At 50.9% G+C, this 20446-nt stretch carries 21 protein-coding genes and 1 pseudogene; 13 read left to right on the forward strand and 9 right to left on the reverse strand.

From position 1 onward, the window contains the following. Window positions 1-77: 77 nt before the first annotated feature. Entirely contained in the window at window positions 78-1130 is a 1053-nt protein-coding gene (locus tag QWY30_RS03730; protein ID WP_290238378.1) for a glycosyltransferase family 4 protein, read from the forward strand. Here the strand turns inward: QWY30_RS03730 and trxC are convergent. From trxC to QWY30_RS03745, 3 genes are all read right to left on the reverse strand, one after another. Next, window positions 1119-1544 (reverse strand): thioredoxin TrxC, encoded by a 426-nt coding sequence (gene trxC, locus QWY30_RS03735; RefSeq protein ID WP_290238380.1) that lies wholly within the window; start codon window positions 1542-1544, stop codon window positions 1119-1121. The genes QWY30_RS03730 and trxC overlap by 12 nt on opposite strands. 64 nt (window positions 1545-1608) lie before the next feature. Further along, the gene (locus tag QWY30_RS03740; protein WP_290238382.1) at window positions 1609-2514 is read right to left on the reverse strand and encodes a DUF2950 domain-containing protein; all 906 of its coding nucleotides are present in this window, start codon (window positions 2512-2514) and stop codon (window positions 1609-1611) included. A 52-nt stretch (window positions 2515-2566) separates the two neighbouring features. Beyond that, a complete protein-coding gene (locus QWY30_RS03745; protein ID WP_290238384.1) occupies window positions 2567-3844 on the reverse strand; it encodes a DUF3300 domain-containing protein in 1278 nt (425 codons plus the stop codon). A gap of 191 nt (window positions 3845-4035) precedes the next feature. Here QWY30_RS03745 and QWY30_RS03750 point away from each other — a divergent pair, with 191 nt between their 5' ends. Next, window positions 4036-5016 (forward strand): hypothetical protein, encoded by a 981-nt coding sequence (locus tag QWY30_RS03750; RefSeq protein ID WP_290238385.1) that lies wholly within the window; start codon window positions 4036-4038, stop codon window positions 5014-5016. Between the two features lie 68 nt (window positions 5017-5084). Continuing rightward, the gene (locus tag QWY30_RS03755) at window positions 5085-6470 is read left to right on the forward strand and encodes a TAXI family TRAP transporter solute-binding subunit (RefSeq protein ID WP_290238387.1); all 1386 of its coding nucleotides are present in this window, start codon (window positions 5085-5087) and stop codon (window positions 6468-6470) included. Here the strand turns inward: QWY30_RS03755 and QWY30_RS03760 are convergent, their stop codons facing one another. Genes QWY30_RS03760 through QWY30_RS03770 form a run of 3 tightly spaced genes read right to left on the reverse strand, consistent with a single transcriptional unit; the run spans window position 6471 to window position 9066 of the window. After that, window positions 6471-7211, reverse strand: coding sequence for a YdcF family protein (locus tag QWY30_RS03760; RefSeq protein ID WP_290238389.1), 741 nt, complete (start codon window positions 7209-7211; stop codon window positions 6471-6473). A 41-nt stretch (window positions 7212-7252) separates the two neighbouring features. Then, entirely contained in the window at window positions 7253-8173 is a 921-nt protein-coding gene (locus QWY30_RS03765; protein WP_290238391.1) for a cyanophycinase, read from the reverse strand. Beyond that, window positions 8170-9066 carry a LysR family transcriptional regulator gene (locus tag QWY30_RS03770; protein WP_290238394.1) on the reverse strand — a complete coding sequence of 299 codons (897 nt, stop codon included), beginning with the start codon at window positions 9064-9066 and terminating at the stop codon, window positions 8170-8172. The genes QWY30_RS03765 and QWY30_RS03770 overlap by 4 nt, the downstream gene beginning before the upstream one ends. 85 nt (window positions 9067-9151) lie before the next feature. On the opposite strand from QWY30_RS03770, the gene QWY30_RS03775 reads away from it, so the two are divergent. From QWY30_RS03775 to cuyB, 9 genes are all read left to right on the forward strand, one after another. Next, window positions 9152-10096, forward strand: a complete 945-nt coding sequence (locus QWY30_RS03775) for a sodium-dependent bicarbonate transport family permease (RefSeq protein ID WP_290238396.1) — start codon at window positions 9152-9154, stop codon at window positions 10094-10096. A gap of 67 nt (window positions 10097-10163) precedes the next feature. Next, window positions 10164-10742 (forward strand): TMEM165/GDT1 family protein, encoded by a 579-nt coding sequence (locus QWY30_RS03780; protein ID WP_290238398.1) that lies wholly within the window; start codon window positions 10164-10166, stop codon window positions 10740-10742. Window positions 10743-10820: 78 nt separating this feature from the next. Then, the gene (locus QWY30_RS03785; protein WP_290238399.1) at window positions 10821-11990 is read left to right on the forward strand and encodes an ATP-binding protein; all 1170 of its coding nucleotides are present in this window, start codon (window positions 10821-10823) and stop codon (window positions 11988-11990) included. A 99-nt stretch (window positions 11991-12089) separates the two neighbouring features. Then, window positions 12090-13073, forward strand: a complete 984-nt coding sequence (locus tag QWY30_RS03790) for a Bug family tripartite tricarboxylate transporter substrate binding protein (protein ID WP_290238401.1) — start codon at window positions 12090-12092, stop codon at window positions 13071-13073. 100 nt (window positions 13074-13173) lie between these two features. Then, entirely contained in the window at window positions 13174-14529 is a 1356-nt protein-coding gene (locus QWY30_RS03795) for an acyclic terpene utilization AtuA family protein (protein ID WP_290238403.1), read from the forward strand. A gap of 3 nt (window positions 14530-14532) precedes the next feature. Next, window positions 14533-14889 (forward strand): AtuA-related protein, encoded by a 357-nt coding sequence (locus tag QWY30_RS03800; protein WP_290238405.1) that lies wholly within the window; start codon window positions 14533-14535, stop codon window positions 14887-14889. Window positions 14890-14975: 86 nt separating this feature from the next. After that, on the forward strand, window positions 14976-15968 hold the full coding sequence (locus tag QWY30_RS03805; protein ID WP_290238407.1) for a Bug family tripartite tricarboxylate transporter substrate binding protein: 993 nt from the start codon (window positions 14976-14978) through the stop codon (window positions 15966-15968). Window positions 15969-16043: 75 nt separating this feature from the next. Next, window positions 16044-17003 carry an amidohydrolase family protein gene (locus QWY30_RS03810; protein WP_290238409.1) on the forward strand — a complete coding sequence of 320 codons (960 nt, stop codon included), beginning with the start codon at window positions 16044-16046 and terminating at the stop codon, window positions 17001-17003. A gap of 72 nt (window positions 17004-17075) precedes the next feature. Then, the gene (gene cuyB / locus QWY30_RS03815) at window positions 17076-17804 is read left to right on the forward strand and encodes a cysteate racemase (RefSeq protein WP_290238411.1); all 729 of its coding nucleotides are present in this window, start codon (window positions 17076-17078) and stop codon (window positions 17802-17804) included. 40 nt (window positions 17805-17844) lie between these two features. On the opposite strand, the gene QWY30_RS03820 is transcribed toward cuyB, so the two are convergent. Then, on the reverse strand, window positions 17845-18411 hold the full coding sequence (locus QWY30_RS03820) for a DUF4136 domain-containing protein (protein ID WP_290238413.1): 567 nt from the start codon (window positions 18409-18411) through the stop codon (window positions 17845-17847). A 138-nt stretch (window positions 18412-18549) separates the two neighbouring features. On the opposite strand from QWY30_RS03820, the gene QWY30_RS03825 reads away from it, so the two are divergent. Beyond that, window positions 18550-19482 (forward strand): AEC family transporter, encoded by a 933-nt coding sequence (locus tag QWY30_RS03825; RefSeq protein ID WP_290238415.1) that lies wholly within the window; start codon window positions 18550-18552, stop codon window positions 19480-19482. A gap of 58 nt (window positions 19483-19540) precedes the next feature. On the opposite strand, the gene QWY30_RS03830 is transcribed toward QWY30_RS03825, so the two are convergent. Then, complete coding sequence (locus QWY30_RS03830) at window positions 19541-19999, reverse strand: Ltp family lipoprotein (protein ID WP_290238726.1); 459 nt, start codon at window positions 19997-19999, stop codon at window positions 19541-19543. Window positions 20000-20029: 30 nt separating this feature from the next. After that, window positions 20030-20341 (reverse strand): annotated as a pseudogene (locus QWY30_RS15920) (lysozyme inhibitor LprI family protein); the annotation flags it as partial. Between the last annotated feature and the right edge of the window lie 105 nt (window positions 20342-20446).

The following is a 20446-nucleotide window of genomic DNA, read 5'->3' on the forward strand; positions in this document are numbered from 1 at the left end:
TTATCGCCGAGCTGAGCAGGTGTGCGAAGCATGTTTCAAGCCTGAACCCCATCCTCTGCCTCTGTTATTCTTGAAGCATGCAAATACTTCAAATCAATCTTGAGAGAGGCTGGCGTGGCGGAGAGCGTCAAACGCTTTTAACTGCTTGCGCGCAACGAGAGCTCGGACATGATGTCGAGATTATCGCGCGCGCGGGGAGTGAACTTGCACAGCATGCAAGAGAATTAGGTTTCACCGTGCATCACGCCCGCCAAGCGGTATCCTTGGCATTGTGGTTAAGCTTGCATGGCGCGCGTTTTGATATTTTGCATGCACAGACCGCCGGAGCAGTCACAGGAACGGTGCTGGCCAAACCTTTTCACCGCAGACCCATCGTTTTTTCCAGACGGACTGAATTCCCCGTGTCGTCCGGACAGCTTTTCACCAAACTGAAGTGGAAATGTGTCGACCAGCTTGTCGCCATCAGCCAGGCAGCCGCAGCAGAACCTCGCCGATTTGGCCTCGCACCCATCATCATTCCGAGCGCGACACCGCCCATCACGCCTGACACCCATAGAATCAACACGCTGATTTCCACCCATCAGCTACAAGGTAAAAGACTCATCGGCACAAGTGCTGCCCTGAGCGTCGAAAAGGATCCCCTCACACTGATCCAAGCTGCAGCCCTAGTCTGTCAAGACCATCAGGATGTCGTCTTTATTCACTGGGGTGCTGATGGATCCTCTTCTGAGGCGTCCCGTGCACTCATCAAGAAACTTGGAATCGAAAAAAAATACTTACTCCTGGGTTTTCAGCACAGCCCTGAACGACTCTATCCAGCTTTGAGTGCTTTCGTCCTCTGCTCAACCTATGAGGCGCTCGGCAGTAGTTTGCTCGATGCAATGTCGCTCGAAATACCAGTCGTTGGTACCCGCACGGGTGGAATCAAAGAGGTACTCGCAGACGGACGCGGACTGCTCGCCACCGTTGGCGACGCGCAGGAAATTGCCAAACATCTTGACTGGGTATTAAGTCACCCTGCTGAGGTCAGCAACATGACTGCGCTGGCAGCTCAATACGTGAGAAACGAGCACGATGTCAGCAGAATGGCTCAAAAGTATTTGGCACTTTATACCCATTTAAGCCGCTAGCGCTCTTTGCACAAACTGCTCAAGCGAAGCAGCAGGCAAAGCACCGCTGACACGATTGACTTCTTTGCCACCCACATATGCGGCGAGCGTCGGAATCGACCTGATATTCAGTCGCTGAGACAACATTTGGTTGTCTTCGGTATTGATTTTGACATGAAGTACACGATTGGCGTGCCGAGCCGCACTCGCTTTGAAAGTGGGCGCGAACATTTGGCAAGGACCGCACCAAGAGGCCCAAAAATCAACGACAACGGGTAGTGGAGAGCTTGCCAAAAGCTCATTGAAGGTCAGTTCGTCGACATCAACCGGTGCGGTTAACAAGTCTTTTTTGCAAGCACCGCAAATCGGCGAGCTCGATAACCTGTCAACAGGCAACTGATTGATTTTTTGGCAGTGCGGGCAAGTCATTCTCATGAGTTTCTCCGAGAGAGGGTAGTCATCCACAACCTCTGACTACACCGCTCTTACAGGATGTCACTCAGAGATCGTCTTTTGAGACCTTTTGCCAAGTAGCGTCTGGATTGAAAGACTTAATTTGTTTCGCCAATCGCTCCGTGGCGGGTCCCAGGTTCTTTTGATAAACCTGTCCAGCCTGGTTCACGATAAACGTCATCACACCTGTCTCGCCGTATTCAACGGGCCAGGCCAACAAGGCATATCCGCCAATCATACGTCCATTTACAACATAGTCGAATGCACCACCCGGTGCCGCAGGACCCTGAGAAGTCAAGACACGGAAAAGATAACCATGGAATCCACGCTCATCGATACCGTCCACCGACTTTGACTGCGCGAAATACTCGCCGATCGGACTTAAAGGCTCATCCGCGTTTGTGGGCCAGTACAGTCCATCACGTTTGCCCGGAGTGCTTTGCAAGCGTTGGGCATACTGCAATACACCGTCACCCATCCGATCTTTTTCAGCGTATTCCATTTGAGCGTCGCCGTAGGCAAGCATCGCCTTGATCGCAGCGAGTTCATTGACACCCACTGTACGCTGTCTCATTTCCTGGGCAGCCAAATCCAAATCGAAGCGCCAGTCATTGCCCTCTTTGACCAGAGGGATCGGCAACGTCCAACCCTTTTCACCCACACCGATATGTGCGAGTTGCGGATTGTCCATCAAAATTTTGTGCGACTTATCCCATGCACTTAAAAACCGCTGATAGTCCTCCTTGGTCGGTGAGGGAATATAGGATTTGTAATCCTCTCCCAGCATCAGACGAAATAGCAGGTCATCCTTGTTTTTAACCGCATAGCCGAATTCTTCCATTGCGGCCTCTGGTGTTTTGAAAACCTGCTGAACACGTTGTGCCTGAGTGGTGGCAGAGGCCATCAACAGCCCAATCGTTAAAAGTAATACTGAACCAATACGTGCAATCATGGTGGTCTCAATAAAAGTCTGAAAAATATTTTTGGACAAAATGCGCAAGGTATTAACCACGACCGTGGGCCCTACCACCACCGCCACCCCCGCCGCCTAACCTGCCACCACCACCGCCACCGCCATGACCCACATTCGGACGTGACGCTGCGGCCACACTTGAGCGACCACGATCAATAGACTGTCTGCCAGCCTCAACTCCTTTGAACGCATCCCCTCTCGCCACAGGTGCTTGCGCCGCGCGGTTTTGCAAGGCATCGCGCTGAGTGGCCGCAGCGGGACGGTTTTGTTCAAGATTTCGTACAGGAGCGGCAGCCGCTGCGCGCACAGGCGCATTGCCAGCATTGGCTGCATTCCTCACCGGCGCGTTACCCGCACCCGCCGCAGGACGTGCGGGTGTGTGACCACGCATTTCATTGCGTGCATTCACAGCATTGGCATCTCGTGTCGAGTAACGTTGCCTTGATCCGTTATCGCGATATGCCACTGCACCACGATGCTGTGGATTGTGTTTCCAGCTGCTATTACCTTGACCGGAATAAAAATTATTGCGATTGATTCGATTGAAATTATTGACGTTGATATTGACGTCGCGATTGTTCCAGTTAAATCCACCAAAAATCGCGCCCGCTGCGGCCACACCTGCTCCCCACATCAAGCCATTCACCATCGCCTGACCGGGATACCAACTCATCACGCCGGGATAATAAACAGGCGGGTACGAAGGGTAAGCCCACGCGCCGTACACCACAGTCGGGTTATAGGCAGGCACATACACGACATTCGGTTGCGCTGGTTCGATGATGATCGTCTGTCCTTGCGTGGAAACGTTTTGCTGAGTGTTGGATGCCAAATTGCCGGCCTTTTGCGCCTGTGCGCGCAAGCGCTGAACCGAATCCATCACATCGCCTTGCTGAGCCAAGAAGGCGTCACCGAGTTTTTGAGTCCAATCGAGCTGCTCGCTCATCATGGTTAGCACTTGTGGAAACGCGACGAGAGATTGCACACTCGGATCCCAGGTCTGATCACTGACTTTGGCGAGCGCGGCATCACCGCCTTTATTTCCAGAGGACTTCGACCAACGTGCCGCTTGAACGATTTCGAGCGGATATGTCGCTGCCATCAATACCTGAGATAACAGCGCATCCGGGTAGAGCGCAATCGGCGCCAGCATGGCGTCGATTTCTTGTGCAGAAAATACTGGCGCAGCTGCATTTTGTGCTTGCGGTGCTGTTGTTGAATCTGTTGCGGCAGATTGTCCGACTGAGGGTGCGGCCCAAGCGACTGAAAGGGCAAAAACAATTGTTGAGACACGATATGGAGTCTGCATAAGTCATCCTAAGAGGAGTCAATCTTGCTTACAGGGCAACGATTAATTACACACATCGCGCCTTCGAGTTGCAAATATTACAATCGTTGTCGATCGCATAATTACTCAGAAACCATTAATCTATTTACTTATCTAAATTCACTCACCGCAAACACCTGAGGCGTACGCCAATCGAGCTACGAAGCCCGTCAATGTTGAAGTTTTTAAACAACATCATGTGTAAAAACGCTTTTCAATCCTTGTTAAAAATCATTGTTTTACTGTTGTGCAGCCTTGCCTTCAGTCAAACATCCGCACAAGGTCGCGGTCTTCTACCGGCAGCAAAAATCAAAAAAAGTGCAGACGAGATTCTTGCCATAATGTCTTATTCAGTCGTGCCTGATCTGACCAGTAGTTTTCTTTCCATTCAAGACGATCAAGTCGGTCAAAATCGTATGTTCATGACTCAGTTTGCAGGTGGGGAGACAATCAGTAAAAAGGTACCCGTCTATCTTGAGGGCTCTGCTGCGTTCATGCGCTTTGATCCAGTTTTTGTTGCTGAACGTGGACAGGATTTCCGTTCAGTTCCCGCGCGCTGGAATTCCGTCGCCCTCTCCGGTGGTGTGGGCTACGACTTCCCAATTGCTCCCAACCTTGTCTTACGCCCCATTTTTAATTTCTCGCTCGCGCACCTCGAATCCGACGCCTCGCTCGCGGGCCGTTTCATCGATGACTATATCGATCCCTCTTTGGACTTTCTCAAAAGAGGTCGACTCAACGCCTACGGTTTGGGCGGCTCGCTCATGCTCGACTACACGCTTGTGAAACCTGAGCATGAGATTGATCTCGAGCTGCGCTACACGAATATTCGATTGCGCACGTTTGACTCATCTGCAGTAGTCAGTGGCTCAGCCTCAGCAGAAGCCGCCAGTGTTTATGCGCGCTACCGAGCACCGACTGGCTTGCAGTTGATGGACAACCCACTTCGCTACGTTCTGGAGGCGGCCAATACGGTTTACCTGGGTGACCAACGCGGCTTGCTCGGGTTCAACAATCTGACCTCTGTCGGCGTGGGGATCGAGTTCGACTCGAGCAAGTACAAAGCGGTTGTTACGCGTACAAGGCTGGTCGCCCGCTACGCCTTTGGTGATAATGTGCGAGGCTTTGCGATTGGTTTAGCGGTCAGTTTCTAGTCTGGCTTCCTTGATTTGAGTGAAATAGCGCATAATGGTCTTCTTGGAAAACGAGCCTAAAACGCCCTATGACCTCCAACAGAAAAAAGAACCAAGACCCCTCACTGACCATTTATTCCTTGAAGTCTCTGATTCAGGAAATCAGCGATTGGCGCAATCTCCTGCGCACCGAATGGCCCATGCTCTTGTTGTTAGTGGCGGGTCTCAGTGTTCTTCTGTTTGTCACCGATCCGTTTCCACCCCGTAATGTTTACCTGGCAGTCGGCCAGCCCGACTCGAGTTTTGAAAAACTCGGTAAAAAATTCCAATCCTATTTCGAAGCGGAAGGGATCACTCTGCATTTGGTCAATACAAGCGGCTACACCGAAAGCATGCAAGAGATCACGGACCCCAGATCTCCAGTGACCGCTGCGTTCGCCCTGGCTGGTATTGCCCCTAAAGGTCGCTATCCCCAACTTCAAACTCTCGGTAGCATTGAATACGTTCCATTATGGTTATTCCATCGCGGAGAAGAACTTGATGCCAAAGCCATCATTGCAGCCTTGAGTGACAAAAAAATTTCAATTGGTCCCAAAGGAAGCGGCACCGATATTCTCAGCGAAAAAATCTTATCTCTGACTAACCTAAATGTTAAAGACAATCCAAACTTTCTTCACTTGAGTAATACCGAGGCGACTCAAAAAATAATCGATGGCGAAATTTTTGCCATGTTTATTGCAGATGCGGAAAATGGTCCGAACCTGCAAAAACTACTGAATCATCACGAACTGAAAATCTTTAATTTTGATTTCGCCCAGGCGATCTCGAAAAAGATCCCTATCTTGAATCCAATCACGCTACCCAAAGGAGCCCTGGATCTGAAACATCGGATTCCCGCTCAAGATGTCAACATGCTTGCCACAACGGCAACGCTGCTCATCAGTAAAGACATGCATCCTGCCATTCAGTATCTTTTTATGACTGCGGCAGAACAAATCAGCCGGGACCTCGAACCACTTTTCAACAACCCTGATTTTTTTCCAACTTACCTCGACCGTAATTTTCCGTTAAGCCAAGTCGCCTCACGCTATTACGACAAAGGGGCTCCCGCTCTTGATGGAAAACTCCCGCTTTGGCTGGTGAGCTATCTGGACAAAATCTGGCTACTGCTGGTCGGTGCTTTTGCAGTGATCTATCCACTCTTCAAATTGTTTCCAAACTACCGGCATACCCGCGCAGTGATTCTTATATCTAATGCCTATGAAGAAATCTTGGAGATCGAACGAAATGCCGTCTATAACGACAACCGTCAAGAGCTTCAGCAAATGCTTTCGCGATTAAATGACTTGAATCTGGAAATCCTCAATATCTCTATTCCCACCGACGATATGAATCGTTTGTATTCACTGAAAAGCGCGCTAGACGCTCTTCGTAAACTTATTGCCAACAAGCTCGTTGATATTGAAAAGAATTGACTACAGACCTCTGAGGATTCGGTAGTAGAGTCCGCCGAGCCATTCGCGCACAACGATATCTGTCAGTCTCAGTGCGCGTGGATCGGGCATGAAATCCATTGGCGTCATCGCTATGGCGCGAACTTTGAAATCCACTGGAAAAGCCTCGACCTCAAATCCCTGGGTCTCAAACTGACGCTGGGCCCGAGGCATGTGATAGGCAGAGGTCACTAATAAAATTTTTGCTTCACCCAATAGCTCTTTGACAGCATACGCTTCTTGCTGAGTATTTTGAGCCTCGCGTGTCACACTGATGTTCTTTTCAGGCACACCAAACCGTAATGCTAAGGACCGAAGAATCTCGCCCTCACTTTGCGACAATTTTTCCCATGGCAGGACACCACCCGTGAATATCAAACGCGGAGCTTTTCCAGCCTGATAAAGATCCAGACCAGCAAAAAAGCGATCTGCATCATCCCATTCTGCGACTGGGCCTGTTTCACTATTTACATGGACCAGCATTCCGCTCAATACGACAATCGCATCAGCAGGTTTCGCTTGTTGAGCTTGCTTTTTAAGGTTGCGTCCTTCCAGTGACTCGAACAAAAAATCCGCCACAATAAAAGTACTAGAACCATAGAGCAGGATTAAACCTATTAACCCATAACGCTTTTTTTTAGTGATGACACCAACTGCCAAGAGGAGTATCGCCAGCACGAGTGGCGAGAGCAAAAACGGCAGTATTTTGTGTAGATAAATCATCAACTGAAGCACCCATCAAATCATACCTATTCGGCGCAAAACTAATTTCGCCAGGAACCCAGTCTTCCAAGTCTTGGATCAAAGCGTGAACCGCGCGGCAACACATGCATTCTGATTCCCGAGGCACCTACAGTATCATCCTCCTCATTCACAATGTACGCGCGTCTGGCGTCATAAATTTTTACGTGACCATTTCCCATGATCTCCCAACGACCATCGGGACGGACGATCAGTGCAGTTTCCTCGTCGATCCCCACCCCCAATAGTTGAGGGCTATCTAGAACGGCGCTGACTAACCGGTTATCGCGTGAACGACGACTGAAATGCTGATCAATGATCGCGCCGGGGAGTAATCCGAAGCCAAGGGTGACCTCTGTGCTGCGCAAAGCAACCGCGTTAGGGTCATCATTGATTCGACCGCTTGCCGTTCGACGCTCTCCTGTCAACATGGTTGCTGTCATCACTGCCGCTCCCGCAGAAGTTCCCCCGACCACCGCGCCTTGCTCGTAGCGAAACTCAATCGTGCGCAACGCCCTTGTCCCCAGAAGTGATGACGCCAGTAAATTTTGATCGCCTCCCAAAAACCAAAAACCCGTGAATTTTGAGAGGATGGCATCCATTGCTTTGGATTGAGCATCCTCGCGGTCAAGATTCAGCACCTCAACCTCGGCACCCAGCAAACTGAAATCCGCCAGCACTTCGTCCAGCTCCTCGTCGAATTCAGTTTTAGCCATGGGGAAAATCGCGACCCGCGCGCGTCCAGCTCCGCCGGCAAGCTCCACGAATCTTTTTTGAATCGTGTAGGGCGTATCGCCTCCCCCAACGATCATCAATGACCCCCGCTTGTGCGGCTCCACATGCACCTCAGCACTTGCGGATCCGACCATGATCAGACCTAGGAAAGCCAAGGCGCACATCATCACCAGACGTGAACCAAAAATTCCGAAATCCTTTTTAATCATTCGTGTGGCCTTATTTCCTTGCGCATGTGAAGCTTGAACGCCGTCGCAATCGGCGACAATTTTTTGCTCGCGGGGTGCACAATATGCCAATTAGAGAGAATCGGGAAGCCCTCCACATCGACCACAGTCACGCCATGCTCTTTCTGGTGACCATGCAAGGAGTGACGGGATACGATTCCGATCCCGAGTCCTCCCGCGACAGCTTCTTTAATAGCCTCATTACTCCCCAACTCCATGCGGATATCCGGCCGAAATTTATTTTTATTAAAGAACTGATCCACACCCATTCTGGTTCCCGAACCCTTTTCCCGCAGAATAAAACGCTCCTTTCCAAGGACAGTCAAAGATATCCCCGCCTGCTTGACAAGCGAAGACCTAGCAGCGGCCACCAACACCAACGGGTTTGCCATAAAAATCTCATCATTTAAATCCAGATCGCGTGGCGGCTGGGACATGATGTACAGGTCATCCAGGTTTTCACGCATCCTCTGCACGACACCATCTCGGTTCAAAATCTCCAGCGATACATCGATTTCGGGATATTTCTTGCAAAATGAACCAATGAGGCGTGGCATGAAGTATTTCGCTGTGCTCACCACAGCAACCTTGAGCTTGCCGCGTGCGAGGCCCTTGACGCTATCCACTCCTTGCTCAAAAGTATCCCAAGTCTGAATCATTTCTCTGGCGGTTTGGGCCAGCTCGCGTCCGATCTCGGTGAGATGCACTTTCTTTGAAATCACCTCATAGAGAGGAACGCCTACAGCCTGCGTGACCTCTTTGAGCTGCATGGATGCGGTCGGCTGGGTGACATGCATTGCACGCGCCGCGCCACTCACACTTCCGGTTTCGGCCAAGGCGAGAAAAAGCTTGAGTTGCCGAAAAGTAATATTCATAGACTTTTATCTATATATCAATGCATAAGAATCGATTTTACATTAGTTATGTCCTCGCTCTACGATCTTGCAAAGGACTCAACCCATGCAAAATCTTCTCGACCCCGCTATTCTATTTTTCATTTTTGGCGTACTTGCGGGCTTCGTGCGCTCCAATCTGGAAATTCCCCCCGCGATCTCACGCTTTTTGTCTCTCTATCTCTTGATGGCCCTGGGCCTCAAAGGCGGCTTCGCGCTTGCACAATCAGGCCTGACCTACGAGGTCGCAGCGAGCCTTGGCGCCGCGATTTTGCTCGCACTCATCGTCCCGGCACTCGGCTACTGGACGCTCAAACGCTTCCTGTCAGGTTTTGATGCCGCCGCGATCGCCGCCACCTACGGTTCGGTGAGCGCAGTGACTTTTGTCACGGCCGTTCAGTTTTTAGAGAACCAGGGCGTCGAGTATGGTGGTCATATGGCTGCAGCGATGGCGCTCATGGAATCCCCCGCCATCATTTTGGCTGTGATTCTCGCCAATACGCTCAGACAGAACAAATCGGTGCCCATCGGGAAAATCTTGCACGAGTCCTTTACGGATGGCGCACAACTCTTGTTACTCGGAGCCATGGTCGTCGGCCTCCTGACAGGCGAGGCCGGTCAGGCCGCCATGCAGCCCTTTTCCGGTGATCTGTTCAAAGGCATGCTGGCGTTTTTCTTGCTGGATATGGGCTTGATGACCGCGCGCAACCTTCCTCAACTCAAAGGCATTTCACCAGGACTCATTGGCTACGCTGTTTTAGGCCCTTTGTTGCATGCAGCGATTGCGCTGGCATTGGCGCTCCTGCTCAACCTATCGCCCGGTAACGCCACCCTGTTGATGGTGCTTGCCGCAAGTGCGTCTTATATTGCCGTCCCCGCTGTACTGCGCTATGCGGTTCCAGAGGCCAATCCGTGCCTGTATTTTGGTTTGTCGCTCGGACTGACGTTTCCGTTTAATTTGATTGTCGGGATTCCCCTGTACTCCAGGGTTGCGGCGTATTTTCTGGGGTGACGTCAGGCTCTGCTAAGATCGTGACTTCACTCAGAGATCATCCAGCTTGTTGCTGGCGCATATACTAATGGAATCCCTGCTCGTATCAACCGGCGTGGTCGCTCTCGCCGAAATTGGCGATAAAACTCAACTTTTAGCCTTCATTCTGGCTGCGCGTTTTAAAAAGCCGGTACCGATTATCCTCGGGATCCTGGTCGCGACCATCATTAACCACGGCCTGGCTGGTGCCCTCGGTGCATGGATCACATCGGTTGTCACGCCTGAGATTTTACGCTGGGTGTTGGGCCTGTCCTTTATCGGTATGGCGATCTGGACCATGATTCCCGACAAGATCGAGGAAGAAGAAACCAAAGTCGCACAGAAATTTGGCGTGTTTGGGGCCACACTCATCACCTTTTTCCTCGCCGAAATGGGCGATAAAACACAGATTGCCACAGTGGCCATGGCTGCGCATTACGCTGCCCCACTCATGGTGGTGATCGGCACCACGCTTGGCATGCTGATTGCGGATGTCCCAGCGGTTTTTATCGGAGATAAGTTGGCGAACAAGATCCCGATGAAGCTTGTGCATTCGATTGCCGCTGCGATTTTTGCCATACTCGGTATTGCGACATTGTTTGGAGCAGGTGCTGGGTTTGGGTTTTAGAAAAATCAATTAAATCAAACATCTAAATCATTTTCACCCTATAATTTACAAATCTAAAGTTGAAACTTGGATTTGTAAATGATCCCTCGTGATGCAGCACATACCTTGGTTCGCCTTGCCAAGGGATTCCCGGTGATTGCGATTACCGGACCACGTCAAGCGGGGAAAACCACGCTTGCACGTAATATTTTCAAAGACAAACCTTATATTTCTCTGGAGAACCCAGATGAGCGGGATTTTGCCCTCACTGATCCAAAGCGATTTTTAGCACGCTTTCCTCAGGGAGCGATTCTGGATGAGGTTCAGCGCTGCCCTCAATTGCTGTCCTGGTTACAAGGTCTGGTCGATGAACGACAACGCATGGGCGATTTTGTCCTGACAGGCTCGGCACAATTCAGTTTGATTGAAAGCATCACACAAACGCTCGCAGGTCGCGTTGCGCGCGTTGAATTACTTCCGTTAAGCGCCTCTGAACTCGGACAAGTCAACAAGCTCCCTGAGACGCTCACTCAAACGCTTTTTCAAGGGGGCTATCCAACACTGTATGACCGTCCTGTTAGCCCGCAAGACTGGTTCAGCAATTATGTCGCGACCTATGTCGAGCGCGACGTGCGGCAATTGATCGCGGTGCGCGATCTCGGTCAGTTTCAAACCTTCGTCAAAATGTGTGCAGCCCGAACGGGGCAGCTCCTCAACCTCACCGCGCTTGGAGCAGACTGCGGTATTAGTGCCGTCACTGCCAAACAATGGCTGACCGTACTCGAAACCAGCTATATCGTCACCTTGCTGCGGCCACACTTTCGCAACTACGGCAAACGACTCGTCAAAACGCCAAAACTTTACTTCTTAGACTCGGGTTTAGCGACATGGCTCATGGGCATACGCGATGTCCAAACCTTAGAGACACACGCAGCACGAGGCGCACTATTTGAAACCTGGGTTGTCAGCGAGCTTTACAAGCAACGTCTGAATGCAGGACTTGCACCTGATCTCTACTTTTGGCGAGACAACTCAGGCCAGGAAATTGATGTCTTGTGCGAAACAGCTCAAGGGCTTCAAGCCATCGAAATCAAATCAGGCAGCACCTACGCTTCAGACTGGGCTCAGAATCTTAAAAAATGGCAGACACTTGCAAGCTCCGAGTTCCCCAACTCCACCATCATGTATGGTGGAGAGAGTAATTTTGAGCGCGATGGCATCAAAGTATGGGGATGGAGAGACGTGACTCAAGCTTCGCCACCTTCTTAAAGTTCCAGATCCATTTAGCCATTAGCACTCACAATTAACAGCCCAAAGTGATACTCATGCTGTATAAAAGCAATTCTTATTAAAACACCGGAGATTGACATGCGCTTTATTTCGACCATGACCCGTGCCCTTGTCGCAAGCGCCGCCCTCGTCGCGTTCGCGCATGGCACAGCCTCGGCTCAAACTGATTATCCAACGCGACCCGTAAACGTGATCGTGCCCCAGGGCGCAGGTGGCGCCAACGACACGATTGCCCGCATTATTTCCGCCAAGCTCAGCGAGGTTCTAGGCCAACAATTTGTTGTTGAAAACCGTACGGGCGCTGGCGGCAACATCGGTACCGCCGCTGTCGCAAAAGCCAAGCCAGACGGCTATACACTGATGCTGACGACCAACGGTGCTCAGGTCATCAATCCCTGGCTCTACAAAACCACAGGTTTTGATCCCATCAAAGACTTCACACCTGTTGGTCTGGTGGCCAGCGCAGGTTATGTGCTTGTCGCCAACGCTGCCTTTCCTGCCAATAATGTCAACGAACTGATTGCTCAACTCAAAGCCAACCCAGGCAAATACAACTACGCTTCGGCAGGAAATGGCACGCTCAATCACCTGATCATGGAAATGTTCAAACAGCAGGTCGGCTTGAACATTCAGCATGTGCCCTACAAAACTGCTTCTGCAGCCGCAGCAGATGTGGCGGGCGGAATAGTTCCCGTCTCAGTACAAAGTGCGCCCTCCTCCCTGGGCTTAATTAAAGCTGGAAAAATCAAAGCCTTGGCTGTGACCAACGAAAAGCGCATTGGCGCCCTGCCTGACGTACCCTCCATTAGTGAAACCATCCCAGGCTTTGGCTCAACCCCATGGTACGGTATTCTGGCTCCCGCTGGCACACCTGAAGCGATCGTGAACAAACTCAACGCTGCCATCAAAACAGCATTAGCTGACAAAGATGTACAGGAACGCCTACTCAAGCAAGGTTGTGAACCACTTGAAAGCACTCCCCAGCAGTTTGCCACGCTGATCAAAGACGATTTGGCGAACTGGCAGAAAATCGTCAAGAGCTCTGGCGCAAGCGTGGATTAAACCCACACCACCCTAACCTTGTCGCTCACACATCGACGACATTTCAAAAGCTGCAGCCTTGTTCATCAAGGGTGCAGCTTTTTTTTCGAGGAATCAAACAATGAAAGAAACCATCCGCATCGGATCAGGTGCTGCTTGGTGGGGCGATCGCGTCGAGCCTGCTGCATTGAACGCGGAAAAAGGCGATCTGGATTACCTGTGCTTTGAAACTATGGCCGAAGCCACCGTCTCGGCCGCACAAGTCCGCGCCAGGCGCGACAAGTCTTTTCCCGGCTACGACACATATCTGGATGATCGGATGAAAGCCGTTCTGCCTGCATGCATGAAGCGCGGAACCAAAATCGTGACAAACCAGGGGTGGATCAACCCCGATGCTGCAGCGAGACGTGTCGCCGAACTACTCAAAGAGATTGGGTACACGGGCGTCAAAATCGCCTCGGTCAACGGCAGCCTCATTACCGAACACGTACTTGAGCTAACCGACACCATCATGGAGACAGGCGAAAAAACCTCCACCCTCAAATCCACACTGATCTCAGCCGAAGCCTATCTCGGTGCAGAACCCATCGTCGAGGCACTCAAGGCAGGTGCCCAAATCGTCATCACTGGTCGTGTCGCGGATCCATCGATTTTCATGGCACCCATGATGTATGAATTCGGGTGGGATCCCTTGGACCACGTCAAACTTGGCCAGGGCACAGGAATTGGCCACTTGATGGAATGCGGTGCGCAGGTCACGGGGGGCTATTTCATGGACCCTGGTTTCAAGGACGTACCCGAGCCCTGGAAATTCGGTTTCCCCATCGCGGAAGTCAGCCGTGATGGGAGCGCCATCATCACCAAGGTGGCAGGCACTGGAGGTGCGGTGAACTTGCAGACGGTTAAAGAACAATTGCTTTACGAAGTCCACGATCCAGCCAACTACCTCACACCAGATGTCGTGGTCGACTTTACGACCGTCAAGCTCGAGCAAGTGGGTCCTGATCGTGTTCGGGTCAGCCATATTGGCGGCAAGCCCCGCACACCGACGCTCAAGGTATCGATTGGCTGCACCGAGGGACATATCGGGGAGGACATGTTTTTTTATGCAGGCCCCGGCGCATTGAGACGTGCGCAAATCGCCAAAAAAGTGCTCGAAGAAAGATTCAAGATTGTCAATCTTCAGGCTGAAGATCTTCGCATCGACTTTCTAGGCTTGAACGCCATCCATGGTGCTGCCACGCCAGCAGACGCCCCCGAGCCTTACGAGATTGCAGTGCGCGTCGCCGCTCGGACCAAGACCAAAGAGGAGGCCGCCAAAGTTGGCCGTGAAATTGATGGGATGGCAGTCTCAGGCATTGCTCACACGGGCAAACGCGTGCCGCATCAAGATCGCACACGCGAAGTCATCGGCGTTTGGTCCTCACTCGTGCCACGCGAAAAAGTCCCTGCCTCTGTTACCTATATCGAGAGCTGATCCATGAAAGTCAAATTACAACACGTTGCGCATACGCGCTCTGGCGATAAGGGCAACACCTCTAACATCGCAGTCTTTGCCTATACCCCTGAGCTTTATCCCTTACTCAAAGAGCAACTCACCGAAGAGCGATTCAAAAAATTCTACGGCGATGCCATCACAGGTTCAGTCACACGCTATGACGTCGACAACATTCATGCGATGAACTTTGTCTGCCAAGGCGCGTTGGGAGGAGGCGTGTCTAGAAGTCTGTGTCTGGATAACTATGGCAAGGCACTTTCCGCTGCGGTGCTAGGCTTTGAAATCGAGGTGCCCGAGCATTTAAAAACATTTCTTAAAGCCCCGGAACTGATTGCCTGACATCGTAAGTAATCGTTACTGACTGCCCTGACTGTTCCGACTGTTTCGATCATTTAATAAAAACCTCATAATAATTAGGAGACACCATGAATCATCTACATCACGTACATACACGTCGCGTCACACTCAAAAGTCTTGCACTCGCCACACTCATCGCGTGGTCTGCCCTAGCAGGTGCTCAAACCGCCGACAAGACCTTGCGCATAGTTGTCCCTTATCCCCCGGGCGGCACGACAGACCTCCTCGCCCGCAACCTTGCGCCAGGCCTTCAGCAACGCACCGGCTTGACCGTCGTGATTGAAAACAAAGCAGGTGCAGGCGGCGTGATCGGCTCACAACAAGTATCAAAAGCAGCTCCCGATGGCCGCACGCTTGTCATGGGCACGATCGCTTCTCACGGGATTATTCCTGCGCTCCAGTCGCCCCCACCTTACGATCCCACCAAAGATTTTGTGCCTGTGACGCTTGTCGCCAGCACACCGAACGTTTTATTGGCGAGCCCCACGTTCCCAGCCAAAGACGTCAAAGAACTAATTGCGTTAGCCAAAGCAAAACCAGGCTCGATTAATTTTGGCTCGACCAGCCACGGTGGCTCGCCACACATGAGCGGCGAACTGCTCAAAACACTCGCACAAATCGACATCGCCCACATCCCTTACAAAGGTGGCGCGCCGATGCTGAGCGATCTGATGGGCGGACAAGTGCAAATCGGCTTTGACAACTTACCGTCATCGATGAGTCTGATTAAAGCCGGCAAAGTGCGTGCACTGGCTGTCACCACCAATACACGCTGGCCTGCCGCACCCGACATCCCGACCTTGGCCGAGGCAGGTGTCCCCGGTTATGAAATGTCAGCATGGTTTGGATTGTTTGCGCCTGCGGGCACACCAAAACCACTCGTAGATGACTTAAATAAACACATTGTTGCGATTTTGAAAACGCCTGAGATGCAACAGAAAATGCTTGAGCTAGGTGCGCAGCCTGTCGGCGATAGCCCAGAACAGTTTGCTGCCTACGTCAGGTCCGATAACAAAAAATGGCAAGAAGTCGGAAAAGCAAACAACATTAAACTCAACTAATCTGCGACTGCTCTAATTGACAAAGCGTGCCGTTTTTTCAATCATTTGAAACCCCACACCGCACCGCGCGTAACCATGACGAAAAAATATATACAAACTCTACTTCTCTGCATATGGATAGGTGGCACTTCACCAAGTTTTGCTCAATCGCCCGACCCAAAATCTGCCGCACTCGCAAAAATCGTCCCCATTGCAGATGTACATCTGCACACCTACTCCCGCAATGGTCCCGCTCGCGACGATATTGTTCAGAGGATGAACGCCAATGGTGTCCGCTGGGGGGGAGGTGTCGGCGACCTGCGCCATGACATTGCTGAGGCTCTAGGTAACCGACATATCCCGGCGGCCGGTCAGCGAGAGTTTGCTGAGAGCTTTATTCGCCAGGGATCTGTCACACTTGTTGAGAAAGAAAATATCTATTTTCGTGATCTATTTAGGAATGCCCGTGAAATGTTTGCGGCGGGTACCATCAAAGGTTTTGGCGAACTACACACAAATAATGAGTCAAGTGGTCCTCCACCCTTTCGTCGAAAAATAAAAACTGACAATCCTGCAATGCGAAAGTTTTATGAAATCGCGAACGATTACGGTGGATTTATACAAATTCATTCTCAGCAAAATCCAGAGTTCACAGAAGACATTCTGCGCCTCTCTGCAGACTTTCCAAACACCCTCACGATTCTTTCTCACTGCTTGCCACTAGCGCAACCAGAGGATCTCGCAAATCTCTTTAAACAGCGCAAAAATATCATGTGTGAAATGTCGGCTTCGGGCGAACTGCACAATCGTTTAGCAAAAATCAACCGACCAGGTCGCGCTTATACAACAGAGGGACTTCGTCCAAAATGGAAAGCACTGATCGACGCCTACCCAGATCGAATCATGCTTGGCTCGGATACATGCTGTGGCTGGGATGCTTATTATGACGAGGCCATTGCTGAAATTCGTACCAATCTGCTGCCCTATTTGCGTTCAGACGTCATCGAACTCGTCGCGTATAAAAATGCCTTGCGGGTTTTTAAACTTCAAATGTAGAAATACTTGCTAAAGTGTCGTTCATGCATTCGGTTTTCGGAAATCAGAATAGCGCCGTCAAGGATCAGCAATATGACATCTCTTAACGCTTCCATTCAATTACCACCTGGCTGGCTAGGCGTCATCGGCGGCATGGGGCCGCTCGCCACTTCAGACTTTCTGCGCAAACTCACTCTTTCCACAACAGCGCAAACCGACCAGCAACATATTCCTGTTCTTTTATATGGTGATTGCACGACCCCCGACCGAACAGCATCCGTGCTCGGTGAAGGCCCGAGTCCGCTCCCGCAACTGCTCGCAGCGGTTGACTTCCTGAACGCGGCGAACGTGCAAGTGATCGCCATGCCTTGCAACAGCGCGCATTGCTGGTACGAGGATTTGGCCAAGCGAGCGAAGATGCCTTTTCTGCATATCGTGGATGCGAGTGCCCAACAAGTTCTGGCTCGCAACCCTCATGCGAACACTATCGGTGTGCTTTCAACTGAGGGCACTGCACACATGGGTATTTACAGTCAACGCCTGTCGGCCTTGGGCCTCAAGCCTTTAGTCCCGAGTGAAGAGGATTTTCATCAGCTGGTGTCACCCGGTATCGCTTTTGTGAAGGCTGGTGACCTGGAGGCGGGAGGTGCGTTGTTGCGACAAGCAGCCAATGTGCTTTTCAATAGAGGCGCTGAATCCGTCATTCTTGGATGTACCGAAATTCCGCTAGGCATGATCCACGAACTGGAAAATGATCCACTGCGATTTATAGACTCCACACAGTCTTTGGTGGATGCAACGCTGTTACACCTGAGAGGCTAAGCCTACAGAGGACATTCATACTTTCCTCTAACTCCCAGAGTCATTTGCTGCCCGCTACAAAGGGGTAGCGGGCAAAAATCGATGCGATCATGTTCTGAACAGCCTGATCTGAGGCTGTTTGCTGGATGTTATCGACGATCGATGTGCCCACACCTTCCCACACCATCTGCCTGCGCTTGGCGTCGATCAGATCAACTTTCATCGTGCCTTCGTTGTACTGAATCACGTCCGGTCCAAACGCATAGCCCGGCCAACCGCCATAAAACCCATATCCATAACCATAGCCCCACATCATCGGCGGAGGCGCAACGTATTCGGTTCTGCTTTGAACATGAGATTGAAAGTTGATCAACAAATCAGGATCTTTCTCGCGATAGACATAACCACGCGACTCCATCTGCAAGGCAGCGGCTCGCTTGAGTCGTTCCGTCAAGAGCGTCGTGTAGCCCGCCCGATCGGTCCCAAGTGGCTCAATGAAAGCGAAAGTACGATAGGAGGCGAAATCTGCACGAGGATCAAAATCGCTGCGCACGACGGGTGCGTTAATGCAAGCCGCCAATAAAGCGCAAATCACCACTGCAAAAAAGAGACGAATATGAGATGCCATCTCTATCTTCCTTAGTTTAAGTATCTGACTCACATCATAAGCGCTGAAATCCCTTCAGGCTCACATACAATCACCAAATTGAAAAGATTGCGATCCTGCTCTGCGCAATTTTTGCCACCACCTAATGGAAAAGAGGCCATGGTTCACTTGATTTTTTCCGCCCTTGCGCCTGTTGCGTTCGTCATTGTGCTTGGCTATTTTGCGGGTTTGACTAAAGTCATCAACTCAGAAGGTGCGCGCAGCCTGTCCACTGTGGTGGTGAGCTTTGCCTTGCCCTGCGCATTGTTCGTCTCGATTTTTAACTTCAGCCCCAGCCAGCTTGAAAACATTCCCTATGCGCTGACCCTGCTGCTAGGCATCACAGTGCCTTTTTTCATCGCGCTTCTCCTGGCGTTGTTCGTTTGGAAAAAACCCGCTAACGAAGCATCATTATTCGGGAGCAACTGTGGCTTTCCAGACATGGCGTATTTCGGGATGCCTGTCGCACTGACCGTGATTGGTCCGCAGGGCATGCTACCCATTATTGTGGGCAACATCATCGCCAGCATCATAGTGATTCCGGTGATTATGGCTTTGCTCAACAAAGGAAATGAAAGCGGTGCCTCTGCGACACTTCCTCACATCTTGCTTGATACGATTAAGCAACCCGTCGTTTGGGCACCCCTGCTTGGCATGTGCATGGTGCTTGCAGGCATTAAACCGCCTGAGCTCGCGACCGATTCCATCAAACTACTCGGCAGCATCTCTGGCGGTCTTGCCCTGTTCACTCTGGGAGTACTTCTTTCTTTCCTGACACCGCGCGTGGACAAACAAGTTGTCCTCGTCGTCTTGATTAAAAATATCCTGATGCCAGGGCTCGTGGTCTTGCTCGCGCTAGTGTTCAAGCTGGATGGGATACTTGCCAAGGGTGTGGTGATCATCGCCGCATGTCCGGCCGCCACGATGGGCGCGATGCTGTCGTCACAATTCAGAGTGGCACAAGACAGCATCCCTGGACAAATTCTGGCCAGTAACATCGCGGCAATCTTTACGATGGCAATGTGGATCGTGGTCGCAGAAAAGGTTTTTTAACCCAGCTTTGATCGACTTCAATCCATCGTGACGGATGGCAAGATAGAAACCTCACTAACTAGCAGGCTCCAGCCTGTTTGGCTCCAAAAGCAGCCTGCTGTTCAGTGAATTTTCCCCCTGCACGAGAGGAAAGCTGTTGAATCAAACCCTTGCATGAAAATCCCATCATTTGGAGATATTGCTTGGCAGATTTCACAGCCTCTTGATTCCAGTCGATGTTCATGCTGTCCACGGCGATCGTTGCATCAGCGATGTTAAAGCCGCTTCCCGCAGATGATGAAAGTTGTTCGATCAACCCGTCTCGCGAAAATGCACTGATGCTGAGATAGGACTGCGCTGCCCGCAAAGCGTTTTTCTGTGGACCCGTTAAAACTGGCGGAACGTTTTGTGCGACAGAATCATTGGATGCGGGTCTTGCTGGTTGAGCCGGTGGTTCGGATGTTTTTGCTGCCGATGGTGTAGAGTCAACGCCAGAAAAGGACTCTATTTCTTTGGCACGAGAAGCAGTCTCTGACATCAAACAATCTGCTGCACTGACTCTAGCCAATGAACCTCCATCTGGATCATCATAAAATTTACAGTTAGCATCACGGTAGTTTATCCAAGCACGCTGAGCATGCTGAAGTTGTTTTTTACGTTCTGGAGACAGTTGATCCATGACATCTTTGTAGGCTTTGTTGAGTCTTCTGTCTTGACGTTTTATTTCCGCGTCAATGCACTCGAGCATTTCGACAGTGACACCGTTGGATTTATCCATACAGCCGGAGAACTGCTTCGTGAGTCCAATATCCTGGGCAGAGGCAAGCTGGAAAGCGCTCGACAGAATCAAAGCCGCTAAGATTTTCAAGTTTGAAGCCATGTCACATCTCCCGCTCAAGGAATTCAAAATAAAAAGTGAATGTAGCTTTTTACTTTTAAAGATTATCAAAAGTTTTATTGTTGTCTATTTTGTAATATTTTGCAG

The organism is Zwartia panacis, from assembly GCF_030410395.1.
GTDB lineage: Bacteria > Pseudomonadota > Gammaproteobacteria > Burkholderiales > Burkholderiaceae_B > Zwartia > Zwartia panacis.

Excerpts from the sequence above, each read along its gene's own strand:
- QWY30_RS03765 (WP_290238391.1), bottom strand. The coding sequence starts at position 8,173 with ATGATTAAAAAGGATTTCGGAATTTTTGGTTCACGTCTGGTGATGATG.
- trxC (WP_290238380.1), bottom strand. The coding sequence starts at position 1,544 with ATGAGAATGACTTGCCCGCACTGCCAAAAAATCAATCAGTTGCCTGTT.
- QWY30_RS03775 (WP_290238396.1), top strand. The coding sequence starts at position 9,152 with ATGCAAAATCTTCTCGACCCCGCTATTCTATTTTTCATTTTTGGCGTA.
- QWY30_RS03785 (WP_290238399.1), top strand. The coding sequence starts at position 10,821 with ATGATCCCTCGTGATGCAGCACATACCTTGGTTCGCCTTGCCAAGGGA.
- QWY30_RS03810 (WP_290238409.1), top strand. The coding sequence starts at position 16,044 with ATGACGAAAAAATATATACAAACTCTACTTCTCTGCATATGGATAGGT.
- QWY30_RS03805 (WP_290238407.1), top strand. The coding sequence starts at position 14,976 with ATGAATCATCTACATCACGTACATACACGTCGCGTCACACTCAAAAGT.
- QWY30_RS03780 (WP_290238398.1), top strand. The coding sequence starts at position 10,164 with ATGGAATCCCTGCTCGTATCAACCGGCGTGGTCGCTCTCGCCGAAATT.
- QWY30_RS03800 (WP_290238405.1), top strand. The coding sequence starts at position 14,533 with ATGAAAGTCAAATTACAACACGTTGCGCATACGCGCTCTGGCGATAAG.
- QWY30_RS03770 (WP_290238394.1), bottom strand. The coding sequence starts at position 9,066 with ATGAATATTACTTTTCGGCAACTCAAGCTTTTTCTCGCCTTGGCCGAA.
- QWY30_RS03760 (WP_290238389.1), bottom strand. The coding sequence starts at position 7,211 with ATGATTTATCTACACAAAATACTGCCGTTTTTGCTCTCGCCACTCGTG.
- QWY30_RS03790 (WP_290238401.1), top strand. The coding sequence starts at position 12,090 with ATGCGCTTTATTTCGACCATGACCCGTGCCCTTGTCGCAAGCGCCGCC.
- QWY30_RS03745 (WP_290238384.1), bottom strand. The coding sequence starts at position 3,844 with ATGCAGACTCCATATCGTGTCTCAACAATTGTTTTTGCCCTTTCAGTC.
- QWY30_RS03755 (WP_290238387.1), top strand. The coding sequence starts at position 5,085 with ATGACCTCCAACAGAAAAAAGAACCAAGACCCCTCACTGACCATTTAT.
- QWY30_RS03750 (WP_290238385.1), top strand. The coding sequence starts at position 4,036 with ATGTTGAAGTTTTTAAACAACATCATGTGTAAAAACGCTTTTCAATCC.
- QWY30_RS03730 (WP_290238378.1), top strand. The coding sequence starts at position 78 with ATGCAAATACTTCAAATCAATCTTGAGAGAGGCTGGCGTGGCGGAGAG.
- QWY30_RS03820 (WP_290238413.1), bottom strand. The coding sequence starts at position 18,411 with ATGGCATCTCATATTCGTCTCTTTTTTGCAGTGGTGATTTGCGCTTTA.
- cuyB (WP_290238411.1), top strand. The coding sequence starts at position 17,076 with ATGACATCTCTTAACGCTTCCATTCAATTACCACCTGGCTGGCTAGGC.
- QWY30_RS03830 (WP_290238726.1), bottom strand. The coding sequence starts at position 19,999 with ATGTCAGAGACTGCTTCTCGTGCCAAAGAAATAGAGTCCTTTTCTGGC.
- QWY30_RS03795 (WP_290238403.1), top strand. The coding sequence starts at position 13,174 with ATGAAAGAAACCATCCGCATCGGATCAGGTGCTGCTTGGTGGGGCGAT.
- QWY30_RS03740 (WP_290238382.1), bottom strand. The coding sequence starts at position 2,514 with ATGATTGCACGTATTGGTTCAGTATTACTTTTAACGATTGGGCTGTTG.
- QWY30_RS03825 (WP_290238415.1), top strand. The coding sequence starts at position 18,550 with ATGGTTCACTTGATTTTTTCCGCCCTTGCGCCTGTTGCGTTCGTCATT.